We start from the raw sequence: 25,521 nt of genomic DNA, 5'->3' as shown, positions 1-25,521 counted from the left end.
GAAGCGTCGAATAATCTTCGTGCTGATATATCTCGCCCGTGTTCGGCTTTTGACCAGACGCGCGGAGTAATGACATGGCCTTTGATCTGTCGATGCCGATCCTGGTGGTCGATGACTACGCCACTATGATCCGGATCATCCGCAACCTGCTGAAGCAGCTCGGATTCGAGAATGTCGACGACGCCAGCGACGGATCGGCCGCGCTCTCCAAGATGCAGGCGAAGAAGTATGGCCTCGTGATCTCCGACTGGAACATGGAGCCGATGACCGGCTACGACCTGCTGCGCGAGGTGCGCGCCAGCCCGGAACTGTCGAAGACGCCGTTCATCATGATCACGGCCGAGTCGAAGACCGAGAACGTCATCGCCGCCAAGAAGGCCGGCGTGAGCAACTACATCGTCAAGCCGTTCAATGCTGCGACGCTCAAGACCAAGATGGAAGCCGTGTTCGGCCCGGCCGAATAGCCGAACTCCCCGGGAATGCCCTGCGCGGCGGCCGGACCGGTGTTCGGCCGCTTTCTCTTTGGCGGACGAACACCGCGCGGTTGACGACGGCAGGACGCATACATCGCCGCACGCTCCCCGTAGTCGTACGGAAACCAAAATTTACGAGGGGGTCAGAGCCGGCCGGTAGACATGATCCTGCTTGCCGATGACCGTGTCAGGGCGGCAACGGGACAGGGAATTCATGCGCAACGAACTCCTCGTGATCGAAGATGCCGCCGTGCATGTTTCAATCTTGCGAAAGATTGCAGCACAGGCCGGCTTCAACGCGACGGACGTGAGCTCGGTCGACGCAGCCTCGATCGTCCTGCAGAAGAGGAGCTTGGACTGCATCATGCCGGACCTCTCGCTGGGCAACCGCTCCGGCACCGAGGTTCTCGAGCTCAATATAGGTTCCCCCTTCTCGAAGCCGATCGACCTGATGCGGCCCCGGCAAACTCTGAAGCAGATCGCGCAGCAGACCGATCGCCGGCGGCTGGTCAGAGCGGCGGGCTGGTAGCAGGCGATGAGCAAAAAGAAGCGCTTTCTGGGAGCGCCTGCAGCGATCGCGCTGATCCTCGTCTGCGTCATTGCCGGCAGCAACCTCTTCTTCCTCACCAATCTGCGCGAGAACGCGCTTCAGCACGCCGAGGAAGATCTCAGCCGCCATAGCCTCACGCTTGCCGAGAACGCCGACCGTTCGGTGAAGTCCGTCGACCTCGTGCTCACGAGCGTGCGCGACTACCTGGTGCGCGGCGGCGCCATCGACGCTGCGGCGTATCGCAAGGTCGCGTCAGACCATCAGACCCACCTCCTGCTCAAGGAAAAGATCGCGGGACTGCCGCAGATCGATGCGGTGACGCTGATCGACGCGCAAGGCAGGCTCCTGAACTTCTCGCGCTACTGGCCGATCCCGGACGTCAACATCGCCGACCGCGACTACTTCAAGGCGCTGAAGGCCGACCCTGCACCGCACACGTTCCTCAGCACGCCGGTTCAGAATCGCGGCGACGGCACCTGGAACATCTATTTTGCCCGCCGGCTCGACGATTCCAATGGCGAGTTCATGGGCATGATGCTCGGCGCCATGTCGGTGCCCTATCTGGAGAACTTCTTCGGCTCCACCGCGCAGGGTCTCGATGCCGCGGTGTCGCTGATCCGCGAGGACGGGACGCTGCTCGCGCATTTTCCGCCCACGAGCGAGATCGGCAGGCGGACCTCCGGCTTCGGTCAGCGCGCGCTGTCGGCCGGCGGCGTGCTGCGCGAGCCCTCCGCACGAACCGGCGAGATGCGCCTGCGGGCGGCAAAGATGCTGCCCAATTATCCCGCGATGATCGTGGTGTCGGTATTCGAGCACGACGTCCTGAAGGCCTGGCGCGACATGGCGACGCTTCTGGTCATCGTGTCGCTGGTGAGCGCGATGGCCGTGCTCGCGGCCGCGGTCCTGATCTCCCGCTGGTGGGAACGCCACGAGCACCTGATCGAGGCCGCCGAGGCCGCGAATGCGGCGAAGTCCACCTTCGTCGCGATGATGAGCCACGAGATCCGCACGCCGATGAACGCGGTGCTCGGCCTCGCCACGACGCTGCTGGAAACCAATCTCGATCCCGAGCAGCGCCGTTCGGTGGTGGCGATCCACAATGCCGGCGACAACCTGCTCGAGATCCTCAACGACATTCTCGACTTCTCCAAGCTCGAATCCGGCCAGCTCTCGCTCGAGGACATCGCGTTCTCCGCCGAGGCCCTGGTCCACAACACGCTCAGCATCATCGGGCCGCGGGCTTCCGCCAAGGACCTGAAGCTGAGGAGCGTCGGCGACCCATCCGTGCCGCCGGCGCTGGTCGGCGACGCCGGCCGCATTCGCCAGATCCTGCTCAACCTGGTGTCCAACGCGGTCAAGTTCACCTCGTCCGGCGAAGTGGTCGTCACGACGCGCTGCATCGAGAAGGATGACGAGAAGGCGACCGTGGAATGGACGGTGACCGACACCGGCATCGGCATTGCCGCCGACAAGATCGGCTCGCTGTTCGCGAACTTCGTCCAGGCCGACAATTCGATCAGCCGCCGGTTCGGGGGCTCCGGACTCGGACTCGCGATCTGCAAGCGACTGATCGAGCAGATGGGGGGTGACATCAGGGTCACCTCGACGCTGGGCAGCGGATCCACCTTCTCGTTCCGCCTGACGCTGCCGATTGCCGAGACCATCGCGGTGCCAGAACAGAACGACGACGGCATCTACACCTCGCTGCAGAACCGGATCGCAGCGTTCGGCCGGCCGCTGCGCGTCCTCGTGGTGGACGACAATCCGACCAACCGCCTGGTCGCGACCAAGATGCTCAAGGATTTCGACATCCAGACCGACACGGCCTGCGACGGCGCCGAGGCCGTCACCGCCGCCAGCCGCTTCAACTACGACCTCATCCTGATGGACGTCCGCATGCCGGAGATGGACGGCTTCCAGGCGACCCGGACCATTCGCGCGCGAGGCGAGCGCCGCTCCAACGTGCCGATCATCGCCTTCACGGCGAACGCCTTCATGGAGGATATCCGAGCCTGCCGGGAAGCCGGGATGAACGATTTCGTCGTCAAGCCCGCCCGCAAGAAGGCGCTCGTGGAGGCCATCCTGCGCGTGCTGCCCCTGCCCGTTCCGGTGCCGGAAACCGCGGCGTCAGACGCCCCGCTGGTGCCGGCTCAGGCGGATGCCGCGGCCGCCGACATTGGCGCCGATACCGAAATTGCTCCCGAAGCTGCGCTGGACCGCGAAGCCTACGCCGAGCTGGTCGGCGAGATCGGAGACGAGGCGGCGCAGGAGATCCGCGACGTGTTCTTCAGCGAGACGGATGCGCGGCTGAAGCAGCTCCGCCAGCTGACGCTCGACGGCGAGCGCATCAAGATCGGCCGCGAGGCGCATTCGCTGAAGAGCGCAGCCGGAACCTTCGGGTACCGCCGGCTTGCAACCTACGCGCTGGCGCTGGAGAAGAGCGCACCACGCCTGTCCGCCAAGGAGTATGCCGAGCTGCTCGACAGCATCGAGGCCGCCTACGCCGCCGCCCGCGCCCAGGAGCTGCAATATTGAAGCGGGAGGCCGCAGGCCTCCCTGGGGCGCATGCCGATCTGCGCGACGTCCCCGCACGGTGCACCGCGGCGACGAGGACGGGCTCCGACGATCGAGATGGCAAACGAGACGTTCACGAACGCGGATTCGCCGAACCTGACCTTCATAATCCCTTACAATGGGTTGACGCCGTACTTCTACGGCTCACGATTTTCACAATCAACTAATCATGAGCTGCGAGACTCGGGGTCACATAGGAGATGTGTCCCATGTTTACTTTTGAAACCGCCGACCAGAAGGAAGTCAGGCGTTTCCGAATTGCGCAGTTCAACGGCCGGACCGCGACCGTGAAATCCGGCGGATCGACGATCACCGGCCACGTCCGTTCAGTCATGGAAAAGGAAGCGAGCGTACCGCCGCGCTGGACCATTACGATCGTGCCGACGCCGCCCAAGGCGCAAGCGCCGCTGCGCCCGACCTCCCGGGTTCGTCCCTTCGCCGAGGATTATTTCTGATAGCACGGACATCCGCGTCCGCAATCAGCGCGTTCGACCGAGCCGGTCGACGCCGATTGTCGTTGTCTGCATCGCAGGGCCCACCTCGAAGGCACGAGCGCGGCATTCGCACTCGTCCGCCGTCATCCGATCTGGTTGAGGAGTGCTGCGCGGACGAGTTCGGCGGTATTGCGCGCGCCAACCTTGCGCATGGCTTCGGCGCGATGGCTCTCGAAGGTGCGGGGGCTGATGCCCATGCGCAAGGCGCCCTCCTTGTTCGAGTGCCCCTCACTGATCAGCTTGAGGACCTCGTATTCGCGCGGGGTCAGCGACTTGCTGGCCCGGCCGGGTGGCCGCGCGGGCACCGCGCCCTCCTCATGAGCCGGCACCGCCCGCGACAGCGGTCCGAACTGCCCGTGCGCGCCGGACATCTGGTTGACCAGGGCGCAGATCCGCTCGGTCTGCAGCAACGCGTTGTCGACGACGAGCTGGACATGCCGGCGCTCGCCGGGCGTCCTGGCAATCTCGTCGCTGCGCTGCTTGATTTCCTCCATGTAGAGCATCAGGGCGGTGAGCGAACCGTTCAGCTGACGCGCCAAAGCGAGCCTGCCCTGGTCGTCGTGACGTCCCATCGCAAGCGGCGCAGACATGCCGGAACGGGTCGCCAGGAGATCCGGGTCGTTAACCTCTTGGCTGCCCGGAGCAGGTGCGGCGTGAGCGTCGGAAAGGCTGTTGTTCAGCTGTGCCATGCCTCATTGTGACGCGACGGCAACTTTAACATGGTTAATTATGCCGTCCGTAGCAATACGGGATTGTTCCGGCAACTCGCGCAACCGCCGATCATTTCCCCAAAAAGTTGCAAGCTGCAATGGTTAAGCCGGGGCGTGATGCCACCCTTCAAGGAGACGTCCGCGGCGCGTGCGGCGGCGGCTGTCCACGATGCCGTGCATTGCTACGATTGTTTACTGACATTAATTTCGCACCAACTGTTTCGTGCTTCCATGCGTTCCGTGCCCGTCCGCGGAGACGAGCGACCTTGACATATAGCTGACAGCCTGACGCCAATGGGACCGGTCGACCGGATCTGGGAATTCCTGCAGCGGTTGTCACCGCTGACACGAAGCTGTCTGCTCAGCGAGCTCGAACGGCTTGAGCTGAGCGGCGTCGACATGCCGGGATCCGCCGACCTCCAGGCCCGGCTGCGCGCCGAGATCCGCAACAACAATGGCGGCGGCGGCCACCGCACCATCAATCCTTCGCGCTACTTCTTCATGCCGGTCGAGCAGCTTCTCATCGACGGTTCGCCGGAGCATGCCAATGAGGGTCGCATTGCCCGCGGCTCCCTCACGCCGATCTGGGAATGGATCTCGCGCGATCTGCTGCCGACCATGGCGCGCGACTATAATGCACAGATGAAGGACCTGATCGCGGCCGACAAGCAGCGCGAGATCCGCCAGGCGGCGAGCGCGTTCCAGACCAAGGTGACGAAGTCGCTGGAAGGCACGTTGGCGCGCGCCGAGGGCATCGAGCAGGTCCGCAGCAAGCTGAAGGCCTATACGGCCTCGCCGTCGGTGTTCGACGATGTCGTCAAGCTGATGAAGGCGCTGCGCGCCCGCGAGGAACTTGCAAAGTTCGCCGATTCGCTGCCGGACCGGATCGCGGAGTTCGACGATCCGCAGGTGAAGAAGATGGTGCTGCTGCTCGATGCGCTGCGCAAGAAGCAGCCGGAAGCCGTGCCCTTTGCGTTGACGCTCGTCGCCAAGCGCCTGAAGGAGCCGTGGCAGGTGATGCGGCTGGCGACGAAGGCGGCGCGCTCGAAGAACATTGCCGACGTCATCGCGGCGCCCTACGCGATGACCGTGCCGATGGTGCTCGACCAGTTGGAGGACAAGCGGCTCGCGCTCCGGATCGCGTTGAAGAACAACCGCGTCGTGACCGCCAAGGAAATCCTGACCAGCATCTATGACATCGAGTATGCGATCCAGGTCCGCATCGATCGCATCGAGGACTCGGACTGGGGTACGCGCCTGAGCACCATCATGGCCAATACCGACAGAATGGTGCAGGCCGAGGTCAAGCGCTTCCCCGAAGAGGTCGGACACGTGCTCGGCTCGAACAGGCTGCGCAGCCATCGCTCGTTCGGCGGCCGCCTCACCTATTTCGCCTGGAAGGGCCGCGACGCGATCAAGACGGTGCTGCGGTCTGCAACCGGTTGACGGCGGCGCGTCGAGACGGCCTTCCGGCCATCCTATCCCTGGGCCATGCGTTCGCGCGCCGACTTGAAGCCTGCCACGAAGCGCGCCAGCGTGTCCGAGGTCTTGCCGCGCGGCAGCATCACTTCGATCAGCGAGAAGCGTCCGCGCCGATGCACCGCGCGCTCCAGCGCGGCGACGAGCTCGCTGCGGGTGGCGACGCGCTCGCCGGTGCCGCCGATGGAATTGGCGATGTCGGCATAGTGCCAGTCGTCGAGATCATTGAACCGCGATTCCGGCTGGAACACGCGCAGCATCTCCCAGCTGCAATTGTTGAACAGCACGACGATCGGATCGAGCCCGTAGCGGCGGCAATTGCCGAGCTCCCATCCGGTCATCTGGAACGCGCCGTCGCCGACCAGGATCAGGGGACGAAGTCCGGTCGCGGCCACGCCGATGCCCGCCGGCACACCGAAGCCCATCCCCGCGTAGTAGCCCGGCGCGGCCAGCGCGGTATTGTCGATCTCCATCGCGGTGAACAGGCAGTCGCCGATATCGGAGGTCATCGGCATCCGGCCGTGGCGGTCGAACATGTCGTTGACCGCGGTCGCGATGTCCGAAGGCGCAATCGGCGCGCCATCGGCAGCGAGGCCGCGCGGATAGGCCGAGCGCTGCCGCGGCAGGCCGGGAGCTGCGGCCCGCGGTGCCGCGCGCTCGTCGAGCGCATCGATCAGATCGCCGAGCGGCATGTCGCGATAGGCGTGATGGCCGATCTGGACCTCACGGCTGGCGGCCAGGATCATGCGGCGTGGATCCGGCGCCCGGTTCGACAGCGCGAAATTGGTATCCGACAGGATGACGCCCAGCATCAGCACGAGATCGGCATTCTCGACCAGCTCCGTGATCGCCGGATTGCCCGCGGCGCCGAGATAGGTGCCGGCAACGACATCGTCGGCCCTGTCGAGCAGGCCGCGGCCCATGAAGGTCGTCACCAGCGGGAGACCCAGCTTGCGCGCCAGCGCGGCGATCCTGTCCTCGACGCCGTAGCGGCGGATTTCGACGTCGACGACGATCACGGGACGCTCTGCCTGCGCGATGCGGGCGAGGATCTCCTCGACGCATTCGTCGAGCGCCTCGCGGCTGGCCCGCCGCGGCGGCAGCGGCACCACCGGCTCGACCTCGGCATCGACCATGTCGCGCGGAAATTCGAGATACACCGGCAGCGACATCTCCTTCGCGCTGCGCAGCACGCGCGCAATCTGGGCCGGGGCGGTGGCCGGATCGCTCAGCACCGCCTGATCGCAGGTGATCTCCTTGAACACCGCGAGCTGCGTGTCGACGGTGCGGGCCTGGTGGTGCAGCAGAAAGCCGGAGACGCGCTCACGCGCGCCGGGCGCGCCCGCGATCACCACGACGGGCGAGCGTTCGGCATAGGCGCCGGCGACTGCGTTCACGACGTTGAAGGCGCCGGCGCCGTAGGTGACGACGGCGACGCCGAGGCCGCCATGATAGCGCGCGGCCGCATCCGCGGCGAAGCCGACCGCCGGCTCATGGCTCAGCGTGACGCTCGGCAGGATGTTGCTCTCCTCGATGACCTTGAACAGCGGCAGCACGAAGTCGCCGGGAATGCCGAAGATCTCGCGGGCGCCATGGTCCTTCAGGGCGGCGAGCAGCGCATGGGCAAGAGCAGGCATCCGGATCCCCTGAGCGTGGCGTGAGGTTCAGCCGGTGCTACACGATGAGGGGCGGACTGCCAACCGGCGGCCGTTCGATCTGTGAGCCGTCCCGTCCGGATCGCCTCGTCCAAACATCATGCTCGAGCGGCAAGGCCGGAGCTCACCCGCGCCACATCAGTTTGCCGTCAGCACCAGGGCGTGGGCGGATGGTGCGCCGCCATGCGGGACGGCCAGCGTAACCGTGAACAGGATGGCGACGACCATGATCATGCAGAGCTTCATCATGACCGTCCTGCGATCGGTGATCGGCAGGAACAGGAAGAACAGCAGCATCGCCGCCAGCGCGAGTTCGAAAACGTAAGACATGGATGACCTCCTCCGTTGCCAGGAGGATGGCGCATGCCGGAAGCCCAGACTGTGCGTGCCGTCACACCGGTCCCATAGACCACGCGAGCGAGTATCCCGGCCGCCGCAGCGGGACCATGCAACCCAATCGATTGCCACCTCTCAGCCGTCGAACAGCGCGGCCTCGGTGAAGGCGAGATCGCCGAGATGCGGCGGATGCGGACCTTTGGCATATTTGCGTCCGCGCTTGTCCGAGTACCAGCCGGCCAGCCCTGCGATGGGCCCGTTGGCATCGAGCCGCACCAGCAGGCCGCCGCGCCGCAGCAGCAGCCAGCCGATGTTGCCGGCCAGCCGCACGAGGTCAGCGACATCCCGGCAATACAGCAGGCGATACACCGGCAGCGCATTCATCACCCGGTGCTTCTGAAACACGAACGGATACGCCGCATCGGCCTCGCGCGCGACGAGACCGAGACACCCCCATTGCGCATGCTGCCGCAACAGATCCGCCTCATCGGGAGAGAGCCCGTGCACATCGTCCTCGGAGAATTCTTCAACACGGACATCCGAGCGCGGTCGCGACAGGGCCAGCGCGGCGTAGACCTGTCCCTTGCAGTAGACCGAAAAGCCCTGAGCCTCGACCTGTGGCCAAGTGTGCGGGGCCGGCGTGATGTTGAAATAGGTCACCGTCTTGTCGCGCGTCGCCGCGCGCACGAGCATCGAGCTGAAGGCACGGAACGCCGGCTCGACATACCAGCTCGAGACATTGGCCCTGACGATCGGCTCACCGCCGATGTGGAGCTCGGAGAACAGCAGCAGGATCACGCCGACAGGCACCCCGGCTTGGTCGAGACAATAGCCGAATGCCGGATAGCCGGCCGGCCGCGGGCGCGCCGCGTGGCGTTCGAGTCCGCGCAACCAATAGGCCTCGCTGCGAAAGGCGAATCCGCGCGTCAGCAGTGCGGCGACCTCCGGCAGATCCGCCGCGCCGATCTCTCGGATGCGAACGCCGGTCACGGCCTGCGCGGGAGCCGGCCTGTCATTTGCAATCTCAGCCTTTTTGATTGGCTGCATTCCAGCATCACCCGAGAGAGATCCGGCGCGCCACCCATGGCGCGGCGGGATCGTCATGACGGCAATTATCGTAAAAAGCTTTGGCGGCAGTGAACCACGTCGTGCTGGCCTTACTTTTCAGTTAATGGAACATGCGAGCCACACCCGACAGGCTTCGATCAGCGCCGACATGATCTTCGCGATCCGAGCCGCCGCTCACGGCCGCGGGACGCGAAACATGTAGGTTTCATCGGCATTGAGGCCGTCGACGAAGAAACGTCCGGGCTTTGCCTCGATCCGGCGCCGCAGCCCATCCCAGCCCCAGACCTCAAGGCTGCGCGTCCCTGCGGGCAGCTCGAGCTCGACCGCGCGGCCCGGCCGCTCGGTCCAGCCGGCAATGTTCTGCCACACGATCAAATCGGCATCCGATCCGCGCAGCGTGTACAGCGCCAGCCGCCGGTCGATGGACACGATCCTCATGTGACCGGCGAGCTGCAGCACCGTCTTCACCACGAGGCTGCGCGCCTCCGGGGTCCAGGGATCCTTGCCCGTCGCCATCGCATAGGCCAGGCCGTCGACATCGGGCGTGTCGCCGAGATTCCAAGGAAACGCCAGCATGGACACCGGCATGCTGCCATCCTTGCCAACCACCGCAAGCTGGTCCCACATCGCATTGAGAAACAATCTCGCCGCGTCCGTATCGCTGTCCCACGCGCCGGCGCGCGCGACGTTGAACTCGGTTGCGTAGAAGTTGATGTCGCGGCTCAGCCCCATCGCCTGCTTGATACGGTCGAAGCAGGTCTGCACCGAGAACTCGCGGCCGCGGGTCATCGGATACCATTTATCATTGTAGTAGGTATGCAGGTCGATGCCGTCGAGACGGCCGTCCTCGAGCAGATCGGCGATCGCCGGACCGTAGCCGCGCAACGTCGCATCGCCATGCGAGTTGCAGGTGGCAAAGCCGCCGGGAACGACCCGCAGCTTGGGGGCGACGCTGTGAACACCGTCGGCAAGCCCGGCCAGCGCGTCGTGATAGTCCTGGCGCGGGATCGTGGCCTGCACATCGGGCTCGTTGATGGCGGTGAAGACGGTAGCACCCCAATCGGGAATACCGTTTTCGCGGCCCCATTCGCCGCCGGGGCGGAAACGTCTCGCCATCGCCTGCCCAGCCGCGAACCAGTCCTGATAGGACCCGATCGGCTGCGGCGGAGTCAGGCTCTGATAGCTGCCTTCATACTCCAGCAGGATCAGCGGCATGATACCGTTCTTGTGCGCCTCCAGCATAGCGGCATCGAAATCGTGCGGCGTCGGTACCCGCGCCAACGTCCGCCAGCCGTAGGAATCCATTCGGCCCATCCTGGCACCAACACCGTGCAGTGCCTGATAGATCTGCGCGCTCTTGCCGGCCAGATGCGTGACCAAATTGCCGCCGCCGATGCGCTCGTCGATCCGCAGCGCCGAGGCGCTCGTTTCGATGGCGTGGACAGCGCTCGGCCATGGCGACGTGACAAACGTTAACAGGGCTGTGCTAATGACCAGCAGATTGGAACGAAGTCGCAATGTCTGATCCCTTAGATTTCCGCTATGACGTTTGAGATCGTCCAGGTCGTTCAAGAGATAAGCAATGCCGGCGGCGTGGAAACAGTCGCTATCGAGCTGGCGCGCGTTTTCGGCCGGAATGGTTTATCGAACATCGTGCTCGCGAGCACCGTCGCGGACAATCTCGAACACACGATCAGAGTCGAGCGCGTTGCGCCATGGCTGGCGCGGATTCCGACTCGCGGACTGTTCCGGCACATCGGCCGCGCCATTGTCGTGCCGCTGTTCACGCTGGCCGCGACACGGGCGCTGGCGCGTCACCCCGACGCCGTCGTCATCAGCCACGGCGACAGCCTCAAGGGTGACGTGCTGATCGTGCATGCCGTCAATGCGCAGAGCCTCGCCGAGAAACGCGCCGCCGGCAGCTGGCGCTGGATGCTCAACCCTATGCATCTGTGGGTCGCGCTGCGCGACCGGTTCATGATCGGAGGCCTACGGTATCGGGCGTTCGTGGCGGTGTCCTCCCGCGTCACCGCGGAGCTGCAGCGCTTCTTCCGCGTGCCGGCCGCCCGCATCCACGTCATCTCCAACGGCATTGATCTCGCGCGCTTCAAGCGCGACGCCGTCGGCGGCCAGGCGATCCGGCGTGAGTTCGGCATCCCGGAGAACGCGCGCCTGCTGCTGTTCGTCGGCCACGAATTCAACCGCAAGGGACTGGCGCATGCGATCGGCGCGCTCGATCGGCTCGGCAACGACGTCTGGCTGCTGGTCGTCGGCTCGGACAATCCCGCGCCCTACCGCAGACTGACGCGCAACGCCCAGCAACGACTGATCTTCGCCGGCCCACGCTCGGACCTGCCGGCGCTGTACTCGGCGGCCGATGCCTTCGTGCTCCCCACGAGCTACGAGACCTTCTCGCTGGTCTGCATGGAGGCCATGGCCTGCGGGGTGCCGGTGTTCGCAACGCCGGTCGGCGGCATCGAGGACTATCTGCGCGACGGCGTGAACGGCTTCCGCATTTCAGCAGACGCCGACGACATCGCGGCCAAGCTCGCGGCGGTCTTCGCCGACCCCGCACTGATGCGCCGGCTGCAGGACGGCGCCCAGGCCACCGCGCAGATCTATGGCTGGGACCAGATCGGGCTGCAATACATCGAACTGCTCAAGCAGATCGATGCCGCCAAGCGCCAGTCCGGCCGCGCAGCGATGGCGCTGCCGGTGAAGGCCTAGCTAATTCGTCTGCAGCCGCTGTGGGCGGGCGAGGCCGGATGCGGTTCTCGACTGATGCGCCGCACGGCATGCCGTTTCAATCGCCGCTGCGACCGCATCATAGGTGAAGCGCCGGAGCACGTTCGCGCGGGCCGCCTCACTGCGAACGGCGAGCTCCGCCCGCCGGCCGCTGAGCTCATCGATGAGCCGACACAGGCTGCCGGAATCCTGCTCCGGCACGATCCAGCCGCCGTCGCCAACGACATCCGGAATCGCTCCGCAGGTCGATCCGATCACCGGGATGGCGCAGGCCTGGGCCTCGATGATCACGCGGCCGAACTGCTCGCGCACCGCGTCCGTGGTTCGCGTCAGCAGTAGCAATGCGTCGAGGCCGCGCAGAAAAGCCGCGACCGCAGCGGGTGAAGCCCAGCCCTGGATGGTGACGCGCCCGCCCAAACCAAGTTCGGCCACGCGCCGGCGCAGATGCGGCTCGTGCGGACCTTCGCCCATGATGCTCAGCGTCGCCACCGACTTGCTGCGCGCTAGCGCTTCGAGCGCATCGTCGAGGCCCTTCTCGACCACCAGCCGGCCGACATAGCCGAGCCGCAGCGGCGAGCCGGCCGTCGCATTCGATCGATCACCCGCCGGCATGAAGGTCGCGAGATCGACACCATAGCCGATCGGCGTCACCGGACCCGTGTAGCCGCACGCCCTCACGACCTCAGTCGCATCGGGACTGCGCGACAGGATGTGGGCGGTGCGGCCGAGGACGAATTTGCGGATCGCCTCGAATGGTGGCGGCAGCCGTTTCAGGATGTTCTGGTCGACCTCGAGCACGAGCGCCGCACGGCCGCGCAGCATCTGCGCCTGCAGCGCGACGATGCTCCAGGGCTCTTCCCAAAGGTGAATCACGTCGGGATCGAGCTCGCGCAGCAGGCGGCGCAGCGCCGGATAGAAGTGCAGGTACCATTTCATCGGACCCGCGTCCGGGAGTCGGATCGGGAGCCGATGGATGGGAAAGGCTTCGTTGGAGTGAGCCGCGGTGATGGTGCGGCCGAATTCCTTCCACACCTCGGGCGTCACGAGATGCAGATCGACGTCGGGCCGGGACGCGAGATGGCGGTAGCGCAGCCGGCCGGCCTCGCTGCTGGTGGCCGGATGCGCAATCGAGACGATTCGCAAGCGCCCCCTGCTAGACACGGCCCATCACCTTCGCTGCAGTCCCGCTGAAGCCCGTGAGATGCAGCTCCATCGCCGCAAGCGTACGATGCGCGCCATTCATGGTGTTGCGCGGAATCGAGAACGCATCCTGCCCTGCTTTGACAAGGCCCTTGCGCGTGGTCGCGGCACTGGCGAATCCGGCCTGCCGCGCCAGCGCAAAGTCCCGCGGTCCGCAATCGGCGGCGCGCCCGTAAGGAAATGCGAAGTGCCGGACGTCGATGCCGAGCCGCTCGTTCAATCGCAGCCGCGCGCCGGCCAGCTCGCAAAGGGCGTCTTCGGAAGACAGCGACGAGATGCGCGCATGCGAGACGGTGTGGGCTCCGATCTCGATGAGCGGATCCGCCGCCAGCACTTCCAACATCTCCCAGGAGATCGCATGTTTCCAATGCATCGCCTCGATGTCGATGGCGTTGGCGGCACAGAACGCGGCGTAACGATCCGCCGCCTGCGGGCCATCCCAGCGCGAGGCGATCTGCGCGAACACCGCGCGGCGCTGCTCGGCGCTCGACAGCGCGATCCGCTCATCGTCGACCCTGACATGGTCCCTGTGCAGCAGCGCATCCTCCAAGCCGGCGGCCCACAGCGGCAACGTGCCTTCGGGAATGCCGGTCGTCACGAACAGCGTCACCGGCACCTTGTGCCTGCGGAACACCGGCACAAGCAGATCGAACGTATCGCGGTAGCAGTCGTCGATCGAGAAGTTGACGTAGCGGCCGGACGGTTCGGCGCTTGCCGTCCGGCGCAGCGCCTCGCTGATCGTCACGACATCCCAACCCTGGTCGAGGACATAGCCGAGGAAGCGATCGAGAAAGTCGGCATCGACGTAGAAGTCGCGATTGGGCAGACGCTCCCACTGCTCTGCCGGCGCGGTGCGATGGAACGTCAAACAGCAGCCGCGCGGGCCGAGCACACGATCGACCGCCTTGGCGACGGGAAGGACGAAGGCACCGGATGCCATCATCGCCTTGGCGGCAGCGAGGGCCAGCAGGGTCAACTCAGCTCTCCCTTCATCCTGAACGTACGACGAACATGACGGAGCGCCGTGCCCACCACGGCCGGCAGCAGGATGCCGATCGCGAAGGCCAGGCAGAGCAGATACGCCAATCCGCCGGCGAACAGGCGCGGCAGCAGGCCCGGCACGGAGGTCTGAATCATCAGGCCGAGCACGACCATCAATGCGGTCGGCAGCAGGGCCAGGCCGATCACGAGCAGGAGCTTTCGCGCATCGCCGAGCACGAACACCACGCCCGACAGTAGCACGAGGCTGCGGATCGCTTCGCCAACGCCGAGCAACTGCATGCCGGCCGCCGGCGACGGATCGAACAGCGGCATCAGCAGGTTGAAGCCCATGTTGGCGAGATAGGCCGAGACGATGATGACCGCAGCGACGCCGTTGCGCCCCGCGCCATTGAGCAGACGGATCAGGATCCAGCCGAGGGTCGCGGCCCAGACGCCGCAGGCGATGCCCTTGAGCGCATGCGAGGTCAGCAGCAGGGCCTCGTCGCCGAACGCGCCGCGGAAATAGATCAGGCGGACGATGTCGGTCGAGAAGACCAGAAGGAACGCCGAGGCCGGCAAGGTCAGCGCGAGCAGCGGCCGCAGCAGCGCCTCGGTCTGCGCACGCGGATCGCGTGGGGCATGCTGCGACAGCACCGCCATGCCGAGCGGTTGGCTGATCAGCAGCAGCGCGCTCTCGGTCAGCGAGCGCGCGTAGTCCAGCGACGCGACGGCACCGGTCGTCAGCCGCGATGCCGTGAAGCGCTCGATCCAGACATTGCCCTGCTCGGCCAACGGCAACGCCAGCAGGACGCGCAGCCGGCGGAAGAATTCGATACCCTTGTCGATCACCATGCCGGCGGTCAGGCCGGCGACGCTCAGCGCGCCCTCGCGCCACAGCGTGAACAGACCCCAGGCGGCGAGGCCATTGAAGGCGACGGTGAAGGCGCAGGCGAGCATGTAGGCGTCGCCGGTCAGCACCAGCAGGCCGATGCCGCCGATCACCGCGACGTTGAGCAGGCTGGCACGGACATTGGTCAGCCGCGTGCGGCCGAGCGCGATCTCGCCGGCGGCAAGCACATTGAGCACCGCCGACGCCGGCATGCCGAACGCCATCATGCGCACGAAGTGCAAGGTCAGCTCGCGCCCCTCCGCCGAGAAGCCGCCGACGACGGCGTTCACCCAGAGCTCACCGAGCAGCAGGATGATCGCGGTCACCAGGCTCGAGACGACGGCAATGACGATCGTCAGCGCACCGAGGCTGCGCGCGGCATCCGGCCGCTGCAGCGCCTCGCGATGCATCGGGATCATGATCGCGGGCACGCTCTCGTTCTGCAGGAACGCAAGCGGGATGAGCACGGCCGCCATGGCGGCCCGGAAGCCGTCGGCGATGAGCGAGGCGCCGAGCACGTGCGCCATCAACACCTCGCGGCCGAAGCCGAGCATCTTGCTCGCCAGCGCACCGCTGATCAGCAGCGCACTGAAGCGCTTGAGCGAAGGACCGGAGGCGCTCATGCGGCATCCTCCGACACGGCCGTCGGCCCTTTCCATCGCGCAGGGGCTTGTCCGTCCTCGAGCAGTTTCGACCACGACGGCACCGGCGCGAGAATGGCGAACGGCGGATCGCAATCCACGACGAGATCGACCATGCGCCGCTCGGAGGACGGGGCAGGTGTGACGATCGTGCTCACACCGCCGCTCCCGCACCGACATTGCGGATCAGCAGCCCGATCGAGTCCAGCATGCGTGTCAGGCTGTAATGGGTGCGCGCGCGGCGCGACGCGTAGTCGAGCTGGGGCGCGAGGAACTCGGGTTGAGCCAGCACCGCGTCCAGAGCCTCGGACAGCGCACGCGCATCACCAGGCGGCACAAGCAGGCCGGCCCGGCCATGTTCGAGGATGTCCGGCGCAGCGCCAGCGTCAGTGGCGATCACCGGCACGCCGGCGAGCATCGCTTCGACCAGGGTGCGGCCGAACGGCTCGGGATCGATCGACGGATGCACCATCGCGTCCACCGCCTGCATCAGCAGCGGCACGTCGCTGCGATGCCCAAGGAAGTGAACGCGATCGCCGAGGCAAAGCTCCGCGACCAGCCGTCTCAGCTCAGCCGCGTAGTCCTGCTCGCCGAACAACGCGTCGCCAACGATGATACCGTGCACGTCCGGCAATTCGGCCAGCGCCTCGATCAGAACGTGCTGCCCCTTCCACCGCGCGAGCCGGCTGAACACGCCGACCAGCGGTCCCGACGGCAGGCCGAGCCGTTGCCTCAGCTCCTCGCGCGACACGGGTACGGGTTCGACGGCGAGACCATTGGGCACGACCTCGACGAGCGAGCGTCGACCTCCGGCCTCGATGAAGGCGGCTGCGGCAGCTTCGGAGGGGACGACGACCTTCGCCGCGAAGCGGTTGGCGAGAAAGATCTGCATGCGACGCTGCAGCGCGCCGAAATGAGCCGGGCTGATGATGTCGTGCAGATGCCAGATCAACGGCCGCCGTGCCGCGATGTTGGCGATGGCCGACAGGACAAAGGCCTTCTGCGAATTGGCATAGAGGACGTCATGCTTGCGCGCGGCATGCGCGAGTTCCGCGGTGATCGCCGCGAGTCTGCCGAACAGCGGCAGCGCCTCGAGCCACGAACTGTCGCGTCTGAACTGCCCCAGGCCGTGGCCCCAGCGCGACGTGACGACCGACATCCCGCGCTCAGCCAGCACCTGGCCGAGCGGGCCCGGCTCGAACAGGAACACCGACGAATCCTTGCGGCCCTGGACGACATCGAGCAGGATCAACTCGGCGCCGCCGATCTGCCCGGTGTGATCGACGAACAGGACACGCTCGGTCGACATCACCCGGCTCCGGCGTAGGCCGCCACGGGCGCGGTCTGGACCACAGGCGCGCTGCGGTGCTCGACGTCGGTCATGGTGACGACGATGCCGACATCGCGGGCTCCGAGTGCCCTGCTCCTGCTCACCGTCGCGACCGCCGGCTCGATCAACGACCGGTCACTGCGCACGCAGACGATCGCCCAGTCCGTACCGGCAAGGAAGTCGTTCCGTTGCGACGGCAATGGTGTGTCGACGATCACGGCATCATAGCCATCGAGACCAGCGAGGAGACGGTCGAGGCTGATCGCGTCGAGAATGTCGCCGACCGGACCGGTCGCCTCACCAACCGGCAGCACGTCGAGCGAGGGATGCGCGGTGGGCAGGACCATGTCCCGGAGCGGCGTCCCGCGCTCCAGCGCGCCGAGCCATCCGGGGCTTGCCGGCAGCGCCATGATCTCTGCAAAGGCGGGATGCGAGACGTCGCACTCGACGACCAGCACGCGCCAGCCTGCGGCCGCGAGGTGCTCTGCCAGCGCACAGGTCGTGGTCGTCTTGCCATCTGCTGCATCGGGAGAGGTCACAACGATGCGCTGCGATCGGGCGGACCGCTTCAAACCGAGTTCGTGGACGAGATCATGCAGCGTGTGCTGAAAATCAGTGTCCTCGGAGGCGAGGCGCAAGACGCGCGGGATCGCCAGCGGTTGGTGGCTTTGCAGGATCGCGCCGAGCGCCGACATCTCACGCAGGCTCTTCAGGCGCGGCAGGCAGGCCAGGATCGAAACGTCGGCGACGCTCGGGAGATGGGACCTTCGTTCAGGCGCTGCCGGTGGCGTCGCCGCTTGCGGTCCGGTCACACGCTCGGCCAATTCAGGGACGATGGCCGGAGCTTCGTCGACAGCGGGCGCCTCGACCTGCTCGGCCGGCGCTTCCGGCGTGACGGGCACGGGCGGGCTGATCAGGCGCGCGCCGAGCCTGTCGGCGAGCAGCGCAGCGCCGACACCGAAGATCAACGCGAGCGTCATGCCGGCGGCGAGGAACGGGATCTTCTTCGGGAAGAACGGCTTGCTCGGCAGCTCAGCGAGGCTGACGAGACGCGTGCTGCCGCGCAGGACACGCCGTTCGGTCTCGAGCTCGCTCGCCTTCTTGTAGAGCTCGGCATATTGCTGCCGCTTGATCTCGGTGTCGCGCACCATGCTCTCGATGGAGGCCTCGTCCAGCGTGGCCGAGCCGGCCTCCGCCTTCGCCGTCTCCATCTGCTTCTTCAGCGAGTTCACCAGCGCGGTGTTGGCATCGTACGTCTTCTGCGCGCTCGCCGCGATGCTCTGCATCTCGGCGATCAGCCGCTGCTGGATGATCGCCTGCTCGCGCGTCAGCGCCAGGATCGAGGGGTGCTTCGGCCCGAGCACACCGGCCGCACTGGCAAGCTGCGCGCTCACGGTCGTCAGTTGCTGCTTGAGGTCGGCGATGGTGCGGCTCTGCAGCACCGACGGGGCGTCGGTCGGCCCGCGCTCCTGCTCCGACTTGATCTCCTGCAGCCGCGCCGCGGCGTCGGCGCGCGCGGCCTCCGCCTGCGACAGCTGCTGGCCGATGCTGGTCAGCCGCTCCGAGGAGATCGGCGCATTGGCGCCACGCATCAGGCCCTTGGTGCGCCGGAACTTCTGGATCTTGTCGTCGGCCTCGCGCAGTTGCTGGTCGAGCTGCTTCAATTCCTTCCAGAGCCAGGAGCTCGCGACCTCGCGGCTGTTGGCGCCTTCGGTGCGCTGGTCCTCGAGAAAGGTCTGCGTCAACGCGTTGGCGAGCGTCTTCGCAACCTCGGGACTGCTCGACTGATAGGAGATGTTGATGACGCGCGAACGGCCGGCCGAGGCGATGCTGAAGCGGCCGTCGACATGATCGATGAACGCGCCCGGATCGGTCTTGAGGCGCTGGCACGCATCGGCCGAACCCATGAGACGGCCGCGCTCGCATTCGCCGACCACGGCGTCGACCACGCCGGGCGACGACATGATCTGACGCAGCAGGCGCGGCGAGCGGATCACCAGGAGCTGGCTTTCCATGTCGGCGGGATCGCCGATCTTCTGCGCCCACGCCGCCGAGGTGTTGGCACCCGGCTCCTGCTCGGCGATGATCACGGAAGCGGTGGCGAGATAGCGCACCGGCAGTAGCACGAGCGCGGCCACGGCAAGCGCGAGAACGGCGCCGGCCACGATGGCGAACACGCCGCGGCGGCGCCAGATCCGGGCGACGGCGTCAATGCCGGACAAGGCCTCGCCGAGAGCCGCCTGCCTCATGATCTGCACCCGTACCACATCCAATATTACGCAATCAGCCGCGTCGCGCGGCCCTGATGTCCCGCACGGAAACTGTCGATCTCCTCGTTGACCGCCGCGACGAACTGGCTGCGGAAACGCTCGGCCGAGAAGAAGCCGGCGCGCTGGCGGCAGTCGAGCCGCGAGATCGATTTCTCCTTGGCCACGAACGATCGCACGCAGGCCGCGATCGCCTCGGGCTCGGGCGAGCCGAAGAACATGCCGGTCGGCCGCGGCCCCGTGGTGAGGATCGACTCGCGTGCACCGCCGCGGCCGAGCGCCAGCACCGGTGCGCCTTCGGACTGCGCCTCGACCGGGATGATGCCGAAATCCTCTTCCGCCGCGAACACGAAGGCGCGGGCGGTGGTCATGAGGTCACGCAGCTGCTTGTCGGGCACGAAGCCGGCGAACTTGACGTTCGGCCCCGCGATCGACTTCAGCCGCGCGGCTTCCGGACCGTCGCCGGCCACGACCAGCTCGAGGTCCGGCATGATGTTGAAGGCGCGCACGATCGGCTCGATGCGCTTATAGGGCACGAGCCGGCTCGCGGCGAGGAAGTGGCTGCCGACCGGCAGGATCGCATCGCGCTGCGCGATCGTCACCGGCGGATAGATCACCTTGGCATCGCGGCCGTATATCTTCTTGATGCGGCGAGCGACGAACTGCGAATTGGTGAAGATGGCGTCGGGACCGTGCGCGGTGCGCGCATCCCAGATCCGCATCTTGTGCAACAAGGCGCGAGCGATCAGGCCCTTGACGCCGGTGGCGTAGCCGCTCTCCTGCAGATACTGGTGCTGCAGATCCCAGGCATAGCGCATCGGCGAATGCACATAGGCGATGTGCAGCTGCTCCGGCCCGGTCAGAACGCCCTTCGCCACCGCGCAGCTCGAGGAGATCACCAGGTCGTAGCTCGACAGATCGAGCTGCTCGATCGCGAGCGGCATCAGCGGCAGATAGGAGCGGTGATACTTCCGCAACAGCGGCATCTTCTGCAGGAAGCTGGTGTGCGACGTCTCGAATCCCAGCTTGGCGCGGTCCTCGGGACGCAGCAGGTCGAACAGCGTGAAGACGTCGGCGCCGGGATAGCAGCGCAGGATCTCCTGAAGGACCTTCTCGGCGCCGCCAAGAACGTAAAGCCAATCGTGGACGATCGCGACGCGCACCGCACTCTCCCAATTCCCGGGGTATTTAATAAAACCCTTAAGGGAGGCGTTCACGCGCACAAACCCAATCCTAAACTTCTAGTTAATCGCCCTTGTCGTCCGACCCGTCGAATCCGCTGCTATCAGGTAAGGATCGATTAAGGATATGCCAGCCGCATTGCGTCTCATGCCGTGACATGGTGTGCCGGACCAGAACGCGAAACGAGGCCATGGTCCCGCTTCGGCACACTCCGCACCATAGGCCGCCTTGCTTAACAGGCCCTTGCTGATCGCAACGCCTGCGCGAATGCAGCCATGCATGGCGACGGCCGCGACGACGCGCCGCGGCCTGATCGTTAGCGCATTCCGCCGCACGCGAACGTGATCGCGCGCCGCCTCAGCCGGCGATGGCGAGCTGCTCGATCGCGTATCCGTGGCGGATGGCGCGGTTCAGCACGGGATCGACCAGCTCGAACTCGAAGCGGTCGGCGGGGCGGATGCCGCCCCTGGCGGCAAAGGTGCCGCCGAACATCGCGGTGCCCTCGGGCAGGCCTGCCTCACCATAGCGGCGCGCGATCAGGTCGAAAGGCGCCAGCATGCCCCTCAGCGCGCCCTCCTGGTACAGCACGCGCTCGCCGCCAATGGTCGCGAACGCGCGCAGCATCAGCCGGTCCCAATGCGCGGCGACATCGTCGACCAGCCACAGCTCGGGGGCCACCGGCTTGTCGCACATCTGCTTGGACACGGTGATGTTGTAGGTCTCGACCTTGCGGTCGGTATGATCGGAGCCGACGCCGACCAGCAGCCTTCCGCCCGCTTGCACCAGCACGAACTCGACCTCGCCGGAGGAGTCGCCGCCGCTGACCTCGATGCTGTCCGACGTCGTCAGGCGGCTGGCCGCGACCTCGTAATAGATCGGCGTCGTCGCGGGCCTGGCAATGCCGAGCTCTTCCAGTTCGGCGATGTGCTTGTCGCGGGCGACCGGATCGCGCCCGGTCCAGCCGGCGATGACGAGGCGGCTCAGCGTGATCCGCTGCCGCGTCGCCGCACCATCCGCGTGAACCAGGAAATCGATCGTCGCACCGCTCATCGTCTCATTGCCTCTTGCTGACCAGCCCGCCGCTTAGCCGTCCGGCCGCTCGCTGGCAAGGCGCCCAGCCGTTCACTCCTGCTCGGCCTTCTCCGCTTCGTGATCCTCCTTGAGATGCCGCTTGCGGATCTGGTGGGTCGTGAACCAGATCAGCGCGATCGCGACCGGCACGAAGGCGGCGGTAGCCAGCGTCGGCTCGACCGGCAGGCCGGTGTCATGCGCGCCCTTGGCGAGATAGCCGAACAGGCTGACGACGTAATAGCCGATCGCGGCCACCGACAGCCCCTCGACCGTGCTCTGCAGGCGCAGCTGCAGCTTGGTGCGCTCGTTCATCGAGCGCAGGAGATCGCGGTTCTGCTGCTCCAGCTCGACATTGACGCGGGTGCGCAGCAGGTCCGCGGCGCGCGCCAGCTTGAGCGACAGGTTCGACTGCCGTCCCTCCAGCGCGTTGCAGGTGCGCATCGCCGGCGCGGTGCGCCGCGCCAGGAACGACGACCAGCTCGAATACGGCGCGACCGGCTCACCCTCGATCACCGTCAGACGGGCCTGCACCAGGTCGTAATAGGCGCGGCTCGCGCCGAACCGGAACAGGCTGCCGGTGGCGCCGCGCTCCAGCAGCGCCTCGAGCTCGGTCAGCTCGCGCAGCAGGTGGTTGTTGAGCTTGAACGACTGCGCGCCTTGCATCTCCGCGAGCACCTCGACCAGCCGCCGCTCGATGCGGTCGACGTCCGGCGCCAGCGCCAACGCAGCCGGCAGGCCGAGCAGCGCCAAAGTGCGGTAGGTCTCCAGCTCCAGCACGCGCTGCACCAGCGCCCCGAGCCGCTCCGGCGTCGGACCGTCGGCGCAGACCAGGATGCGGGTGAAGCCGTCGTCGTCGAGGCGGAAGTCGGAGGCGACCGTGCCGGCGCTGCCCTTGATCGTCACGATGGCGAGGCTGCTCTTGTCGAAGATCTCCTCCGCGCGCGCCACCGGATCGGCCGCGTTCTCGACCTCGAGCTTGACCGCCACCAAGAGCTCGCCGGCCTGCGGCAGCGCCGCGATCAGTGCCTGCAGCTCGGGCGCGATGGCCCCGAAGCGGCGCGGTCCGGCGCCGGCCGGCGGGCTCCAGATCCAGGTCAGCGTGGCGAATTCCGAATGCTGCTCGAAGCGCAGCCTGACCGGGCCGAGATCGACCTGGTGATGCTTGACGCCCGGCTCCGGCGGCGGCGCACCGCGCTGCGCGCAGAACGCGGCGAGGCTGGCGCGGTCGACCGCCGGACTGTCGCCCTTGGCCATGAAGGCGAAGCGGATCACCAGCACCGGCTGCGTCAGCGGCGTGAACGGCCGCGCATGCACCTCGTTCAGCACGCTCTCGCGCAGGGCATGCGACGTGAAGGCGGACTTGTCGAGCGACGTCATCGGGAGAGTCCGCGCGTGAGAGCGACACCTGACGCAGACGATCGCGCTGCGCCTGAATTGATCACCCCCATCATGCCGTGCATCCCCCCTGAGTTGCATTGTCGCTCTGCCGCCGTCGCGCCGGCAGCGTGTGACACCAGTGTAGCGCAATTCGATGACGGCGCCACGGCTGCGGCAACGTTGTGCGCGCTGGCGGCTCTCCTGGCGTCACGGCAAGTCGATCATGATGCACGCAGACACACCAACACCTCCCGCGGCGCATCTGCACCCGAGATTGCCCTCATCAAAACCCTCCGAAAATGCCGAGGGCGCAGGGAAGGCCGGACCTCGACTGAGGCCCGTGGCCCCCGTGCGGAAAAATTGCACGGGGCAGGAACCACAGGTTCAGCCGGACAGACCCGGCCCTCCCTGCGCGATGGGTTGAACGTCTGCTCCGCGCTCTCCCCGGGGACCGGCTTGTTTGCCCCCGTCGCCTGATGACACGTCATGTCATCCAGACTTGGCGCCAGCATCGGGGCGCCAGGACCACACGGCTTGAACGTCCGCGAGCTGCCAATCGTCCAGCGCATCAGCACCTGACAACACTCGCGGCCACCGCTCCCCGCCTCAACGTATCGTGACGACGCGTACGCCCCTCTGCATGAGGACGGGATGCAGGGAGTAGAGCATGATTTCGGAAAAATAGCAAGTAAGAATTTTGACGAGATGGGCTGGCCGAGGATGATGCGGGGCGACCGCATTTCGGGAAGATCGTGCCCGTCTCTTTCCTCATCGTCATGGCCGAGCTCGTCCCGGCCATCCTCGTCGTTGGTCGGGGAGAGACGTGGACGCCCGGAACAAGCCCGGGCATGACGGGCAACCGATCTGCGCGCTTCAGCGTCGCAACGGCCCATTTCGTTGCAAGCAATCGCGCCGATATAGTTGGGCTTGAGCAAGCCATGCCAATTGCCGATCGGCACTGCACGATCAACCGCAGCGCCCCGCATGCCAGACGCCGCCGGAGGTTGGCTCTGATACGTGAATGCGTGCCAGGTGAAAGCCCCGGGTTCCGCAGCCCCGATCCGCGACCCATGCAATTGTCACGGTGGGCGTGGTAGATCATAACAGATTGGCCCTTTGCCATCGCTCGATGGTCCCTCGCCCATCAGATCCCATTTGCATCAAAGCCCTCACAGGACTCCCATGACAACCCTTTCCTCCATCGTTGCGCGCGGCGTCGCGCTGGTTGGCAATGCGGCGCTGCAGTGGCGCAAGCTGCAGGGGGAGACGCCGCAACCGGCGTGGGGGGCGCAGCCGCAGATTCCCCTGGCGAAGCCACAGGGCCTGCTGCCGACCTTGAAGATGCCGACGGCGCGGGGCTGGCGCGACGGCGAAAAGCCGGTGGCGGCGGCGGGGCTGAAGGTCAATGCGTTCGCGACCGGGCTCGACCATCCGCGCTGGATCTATGTGATGCCGGACAAGTCGGTGCTGATCGCCGAGGCCACCCAGATTCCAAGCCCGGTGCGCAACATGTTCGGCTATGCGATGCAGGCGACGATGCGCCGCGCCGCAGCCCTCGGCGTCAGCGCCAACCGCATCACGCGGCTGGTCGATGCCGACGGCGACGGCACCGCCGAACGCCGCAATGCCTTCATGGAGAATCTCAGCCAGCCGTTCGGCATGGCGCTGGTCGGCGACACCTTCTATGTCGGCAACACCGACGGCATCGTCGCCTTCCCCTATGCAGCCGGCGCCGATCGGATCAATGCACAGGGCAAGCGTCTCACCACGTTCAAGCCGGGCGGGCACTGGACGCGCAGCCTGCTGGTCAGCCCCGACGGCAGCAAGCTCTATGCCGGCGTCGGCTCGCTGACCAACATCGCCGAGCTGGGCTTCGAGGTCGAGGAGGGCCGCGCCTGCATCTATGAGCTGGACATCGCGAGCGGCGCGAGCCGCATCTTCGCATCAGGCCTGCGCAATGCGGTGGGCTTGGCGTTCGAGCCGTCGACAAAGGTGCTGTGGACCGTCGTCAACGAGCGCGACGGGCTCGGCGACGAGACGCCGCCGGATTACCTGACCTCGGTGCGCGAGGGCGGCTTCTACGGCTGGCCCTATTGCTACTGGGGCAGGACGGTCGACGACCGCGTGCCGCAGGATCCGGCCCTGGTCGCGACCGCGCTGACGCCGGACTACGCGCTCGGTGGCCACACCGCCTCGCTCGGCCTGTGCTGGCTGCCCGCGGGCGCCCTGCCCGGCTTCCCCCAGGGCATGGTGATCGGCCAGCACGGCTCGTGGAACCGCAGCAAGCTGTCCGGCTACAAGGTCGTGTTCATTCCGTTCGAGAACGGCAGGCCGTCGGGCCCGGCGCGCGACATCCTCTCGGGCTTCCTGGCGCCGGACGAGAGCTTCTCCTATGGCCGCCCGGTCGGCGTGACGCTCGGCCCGGACGGCTCGCTGCTGGTGGCCGACGACGTCGGCAACTGCATCTGGCGCGTGACGGGCGCGTGAGCCTCGCAGGCG

21 protein-coding genes are annotated in these 25,521 nt (G+C 66.5%); 7 read left to right on the top strand and 14 right to left on the bottom strand.

The window, feature by feature from the left end; translation table 11 throughout:
- Positions 1 to 74 precede the first annotated feature (74 nt).
- The 4 genes from QW863_RS11145 (at position 75) to QW863_RS11130 (ending at position 4,052) form a co-directional block, all read left to right on the top strand.
- Positions 75 to 464 (top strand): response regulator, encoded by a 390-nt coding sequence (locus QW863_RS11145; protein WP_008968243.1) that lies wholly within the window; start codon positions 75 to 77, stop codon positions 462 to 464.
- Between the two features lie 223 nt (positions 465 to 687).
- On the top strand, positions 688 to 1,002 hold the full coding sequence (locus QW863_RS11140) for a response regulator (RefSeq protein ID WP_315716189.1): 315 nt from the start codon (positions 688 to 690) through the stop codon (positions 1,000 to 1,002).
- A gap of 6 nt (positions 1,003 to 1,008) precedes the next feature.
- Entirely contained in the window at positions 1,009 to 3,558 is a 2,550-nt protein-coding gene (locus QW863_RS11135; protein ID WP_315767719.1) for a hybrid sensor histidine kinase/response regulator, read from the top strand.
- A 248-nt stretch (positions 3,559 to 3,806) separates the two neighbouring features.
- Positions 3,807 to 4,052, top strand: a complete 246-nt coding sequence (locus QW863_RS11130; RefSeq protein WP_006614403.1) for a hypothetical protein — start codon at positions 3,807 to 3,809, stop codon at positions 4,050 to 4,052.
- Positions 4,053 to 4,174: 122 nt separating this feature from the next.
- On the opposite strand, the gene QW863_RS11125 is transcribed toward QW863_RS11130, so the two are convergent.
- Entirely contained in the window at positions 4,175 to 4,780 is a 606-nt protein-coding gene (locus QW863_RS11125; protein WP_315715992.1) for a helix-turn-helix transcriptional regulator, read from the bottom strand.
- A gap of 315 nt (positions 4,781 to 5,095) precedes the next feature.
- Here QW863_RS11125 and QW863_RS11120 point away from each other — a divergent pair, with 315 nt between their 5' ends.
- Entirely contained in the window at positions 5,096 to 6,247 is a 1,152-nt protein-coding gene (locus tag QW863_RS11120) for a hypothetical protein (RefSeq protein WP_315715991.1), read from the top strand.
- 32 nt (positions 6,248 to 6,279) lie between these two features.
- On the opposite strand, the gene ipdC is transcribed toward QW863_RS11120, so the two are convergent.
- The 4 genes from ipdC to QW863_RS11100 all read right to left on the bottom strand — a co-directional run bounded on the left by ipdC (position 6,280) and on the right by QW863_RS11100 (position 10,773).
- A complete protein-coding gene (gene ipdC / locus QW863_RS11115) occupies positions 6,280 to 7,917 on the bottom strand; it encodes an indolepyruvate/phenylpyruvate decarboxylase (protein ID WP_315715990.1) in 1,638 nt (545 codons plus the stop codon).
- A 156-nt stretch (positions 7,918 to 8,073) separates the two neighbouring features.
- Complete coding sequence (locus QW863_RS11110; RefSeq protein WP_315715989.1) at positions 8,074 to 8,265, bottom strand: hypothetical protein; 192 nt, start codon at positions 8,263 to 8,265, stop codon at positions 8,074 to 8,076.
- A 141-nt stretch (positions 8,266 to 8,406) separates the two neighbouring features.
- Positions 8,407 to 9,318 carry an acyl-CoA acyltransferase gene (locus QW863_RS11105; protein WP_315715988.1) on the bottom strand — a complete coding sequence of 304 codons (912 nt, stop codon included), beginning with the start codon at positions 9,316 to 9,318 and terminating at the stop codon, positions 8,407 to 8,409.
- A gap of 195 nt (positions 9,319 to 9,513) precedes the next feature.
- Positions 9,514 to 10,773, bottom strand: a complete 1,260-nt coding sequence (locus QW863_RS11100; RefSeq protein WP_409977913.1) for a hypothetical protein — start codon at positions 10,771 to 10,773, stop codon at positions 9,514 to 9,516.
- 108 nt (positions 10,774 to 10,881) lie between these two features.
- Here QW863_RS11100 and QW863_RS11095 point away from each other — a divergent pair, with 108 nt between their 5' ends.
- Complete coding sequence (locus QW863_RS11095) at positions 10,882 to 12,066, top strand: glycosyltransferase family 4 protein (RefSeq protein ID WP_315715987.1); 1,185 nt, start codon at positions 10,882 to 10,884, stop codon at positions 12,064 to 12,066.
- On the opposite strand, the gene QW863_RS11090 is transcribed toward QW863_RS11095, so the two are convergent.
- The 9 genes from QW863_RS11090 to QW863_RS11050 form a co-directional block, all read right to left on the bottom strand.
- Entirely contained in the window at positions 12,067 to 13,245 is a 1,179-nt protein-coding gene (locus QW863_RS11090; RefSeq protein WP_315715986.1) for a glycosyltransferase, read from the bottom strand. It lies immediately after the preceding gene.
- Positions 13,238 to 14,260 (bottom strand): polysaccharide deacetylase family protein, encoded by a 1,023-nt coding sequence (locus QW863_RS11085; protein WP_315715985.1) that lies wholly within the window; start codon positions 14,258 to 14,260, stop codon positions 13,238 to 13,240. Before QW863_RS11085 ends, QW863_RS11090 begins: the two co-directional genes overlap by 8 nt.
- The gene (locus tag QW863_RS11080; RefSeq protein WP_315715984.1) at positions 14,257 to 15,777 is read right to left on the bottom strand and encodes a lipid II flippase MurJ; all 1,521 of its coding nucleotides are present in this window, start codon (positions 15,775 to 15,777) and stop codon (positions 14,257 to 14,259) included. The genes QW863_RS11085 and QW863_RS11080 overlap by 4 nt, the downstream gene beginning before the upstream one ends.
- Positions 15,774 to 15,953 carry a hypothetical protein gene (locus tag QW863_RS11075; RefSeq protein WP_315715983.1) on the bottom strand — a complete coding sequence of 60 codons (180 nt, stop codon included), beginning with the start codon at positions 15,951 to 15,953 and terminating at the stop codon, positions 15,774 to 15,776. Before QW863_RS11075 ends, QW863_RS11080 begins: the two co-directional genes overlap by 4 nt.
- Complete coding sequence (locus QW863_RS11070) at positions 15,950 to 17,107, bottom strand: glycosyltransferase family 4 protein (protein WP_315715982.1); 1,158 nt, start codon at positions 17,105 to 17,107, stop codon at positions 15,950 to 15,952. The genes QW863_RS11075 and QW863_RS11070 overlap by 4 nt, the downstream gene beginning before the upstream one ends.
- Complete coding sequence (locus tag QW863_RS11065) at positions 17,104 to 19,374, bottom strand: exopolysaccharide transport family protein (RefSeq protein ID WP_315715981.1); 2,271 nt, start codon at positions 19,372 to 19,374, stop codon at positions 17,104 to 17,106. The genes QW863_RS11070 and QW863_RS11065 overlap by 4 nt, the downstream gene beginning before the upstream one ends.
- A gap of 26 nt (positions 19,375 to 19,400) precedes the next feature.
- Positions 19,401 to 20,555, bottom strand: a complete 1,155-nt coding sequence (locus QW863_RS11060; RefSeq protein WP_315715980.1) for a glycosyltransferase — start codon at positions 20,553 to 20,555, stop codon at positions 19,401 to 19,403.
- 376 nt (positions 20,556 to 20,931) lie between these two features.
- A complete protein-coding gene (locus QW863_RS11055) occupies positions 20,932 to 21,624 on the bottom strand; it encodes a DUF2848 domain-containing protein (RefSeq protein ID WP_315767713.1) in 693 nt (230 codons plus the stop codon).
- 72 nt (positions 21,625 to 21,696) lie between these two features.
- Positions 21,697 to 23,022, bottom strand: a complete 1,326-nt coding sequence (locus QW863_RS11050; RefSeq protein WP_315767711.1) for a DUF3422 domain-containing protein — start codon at positions 23,020 to 23,022, stop codon at positions 21,697 to 21,699.
- Between the two features lie 1,182 nt (positions 23,023 to 24,204).
- Between QW863_RS11050 and QW863_RS11045 the strand changes: the two genes are divergently transcribed.
- Entirely contained in the window at positions 24,205 to 25,509 is a 1,305-nt protein-coding gene (locus QW863_RS11045; protein WP_315767709.1) for a sorbosone dehydrogenase family protein, read from the top strand.
- Positions 25,510 to 25,521 lie beyond the last annotated feature (12 nt).

The organism is Bradyrhizobium sp. SZCCHNR1017 (assembly GCF_032381375.1).
GTDB lineage: Bacteria > Pseudomonadota > Alphaproteobacteria > Rhizobiales > Xanthobacteraceae > Bradyrhizobium.
Note: the sequence above shows the minus strand (reverse complement) of the source record. Positions and strands in the feature narration are given on the sequence as shown.

What these genes read in the sequence shown, in the direction of transcription:
- QW863_RS11055 (WP_315767713.1), bottom strand. Translation starts at nt 21,624, where the DNA reads ATGAGCGGTGCGACGATCGATTTCCTGGTTCACGCGGATGGTGCGGCG.
- ipdC (WP_315715990.1), bottom strand. Translation starts at nt 7,917, where the DNA reads ATGCCTGCTCTTGCCCATGCGCTGCTCGCCGCCCTGAAGGACCATGGC.
- QW863_RS11145 (WP_008968243.1), top strand. Translation starts at nt 75, where the DNA reads ATGGCCTTTGATCTGTCGATGCCGATCCTGGTGGTCGATGACTACGCC.
- QW863_RS11140 (WP_315716189.1), top strand. Translation starts at nt 688, where the DNA reads ATGCGCAACGAACTCCTCGTGATCGAAGATGCCGCCGTGCATGTTTCA.
- QW863_RS11080 (WP_315715984.1), bottom strand. Translation starts at nt 15,777, where the DNA reads ATGAGCGCCTCCGGTCCTTCGCTCAAGCGCTTCAGTGCGCTGCTGATC.
- QW863_RS11105 (WP_315715988.1), bottom strand. Translation starts at nt 9,318, where the DNA reads ATGCAGCCAATCAAAAAGGCTGAGATTGCAAATGACAGGCCGGCTCCC.
- QW863_RS11065 (WP_315715981.1), bottom strand. Translation starts at nt 19,374, where the DNA reads ATGAGGCAGGCGGCTCTCGGCGAGGCCTTGTCCGGCATTGACGCCGTC.
- QW863_RS11135 (WP_315767719.1), top strand. Translation starts at nt 1,009, where the DNA reads ATGAGCAAAAAGAAGCGCTTTCTGGGAGCGCCTGCAGCGATCGCGCTG.
- QW863_RS11125 (WP_315715992.1), bottom strand. Translation starts at nt 4,780, where the DNA reads ATGGCACAGCTGAACAACAGCCTTTCCGACGCTCACGCCGCACCTGCT.
- QW863_RS11095 (WP_315715987.1), top strand. Translation starts at nt 10,882, where the DNA reads ATGACGTTTGAGATCGTCCAGGTCGTTCAAGAGATAAGCAATGCCGGC.
- QW863_RS11050 (WP_315767711.1), bottom strand. Translation starts at nt 23,022, where the DNA reads ATGACGTCGCTCGACAAGTCCGCCTTCACGTCGCATGCCCTGCGCGAG.
- QW863_RS11120 (WP_315715991.1), top strand. Translation starts at nt 5,096, where the DNA reads ATGGGACCGGTCGACCGGATCTGGGAATTCCTGCAGCGGTTGTCACCG.
- QW863_RS11110 (WP_315715989.1), bottom strand. Translation starts at nt 8,265, where the DNA reads ATGTCTTACGTTTTCGAACTCGCGCTGGCGGCGATGCTGCTGTTCTTC.
- QW863_RS11045 (WP_315767709.1), top strand. Translation starts at nt 24,205, where the DNA reads ATGACAACCCTTTCCTCCATCGTTGCGCGCGGCGTCGCGCTGGTTGGC.
- QW863_RS11130 (WP_006614403.1), top strand. Translation starts at nt 3,807, where the DNA reads ATGTTTACTTTTGAAACCGCCGACCAGAAGGAAGTCAGGCGTTTCCGA.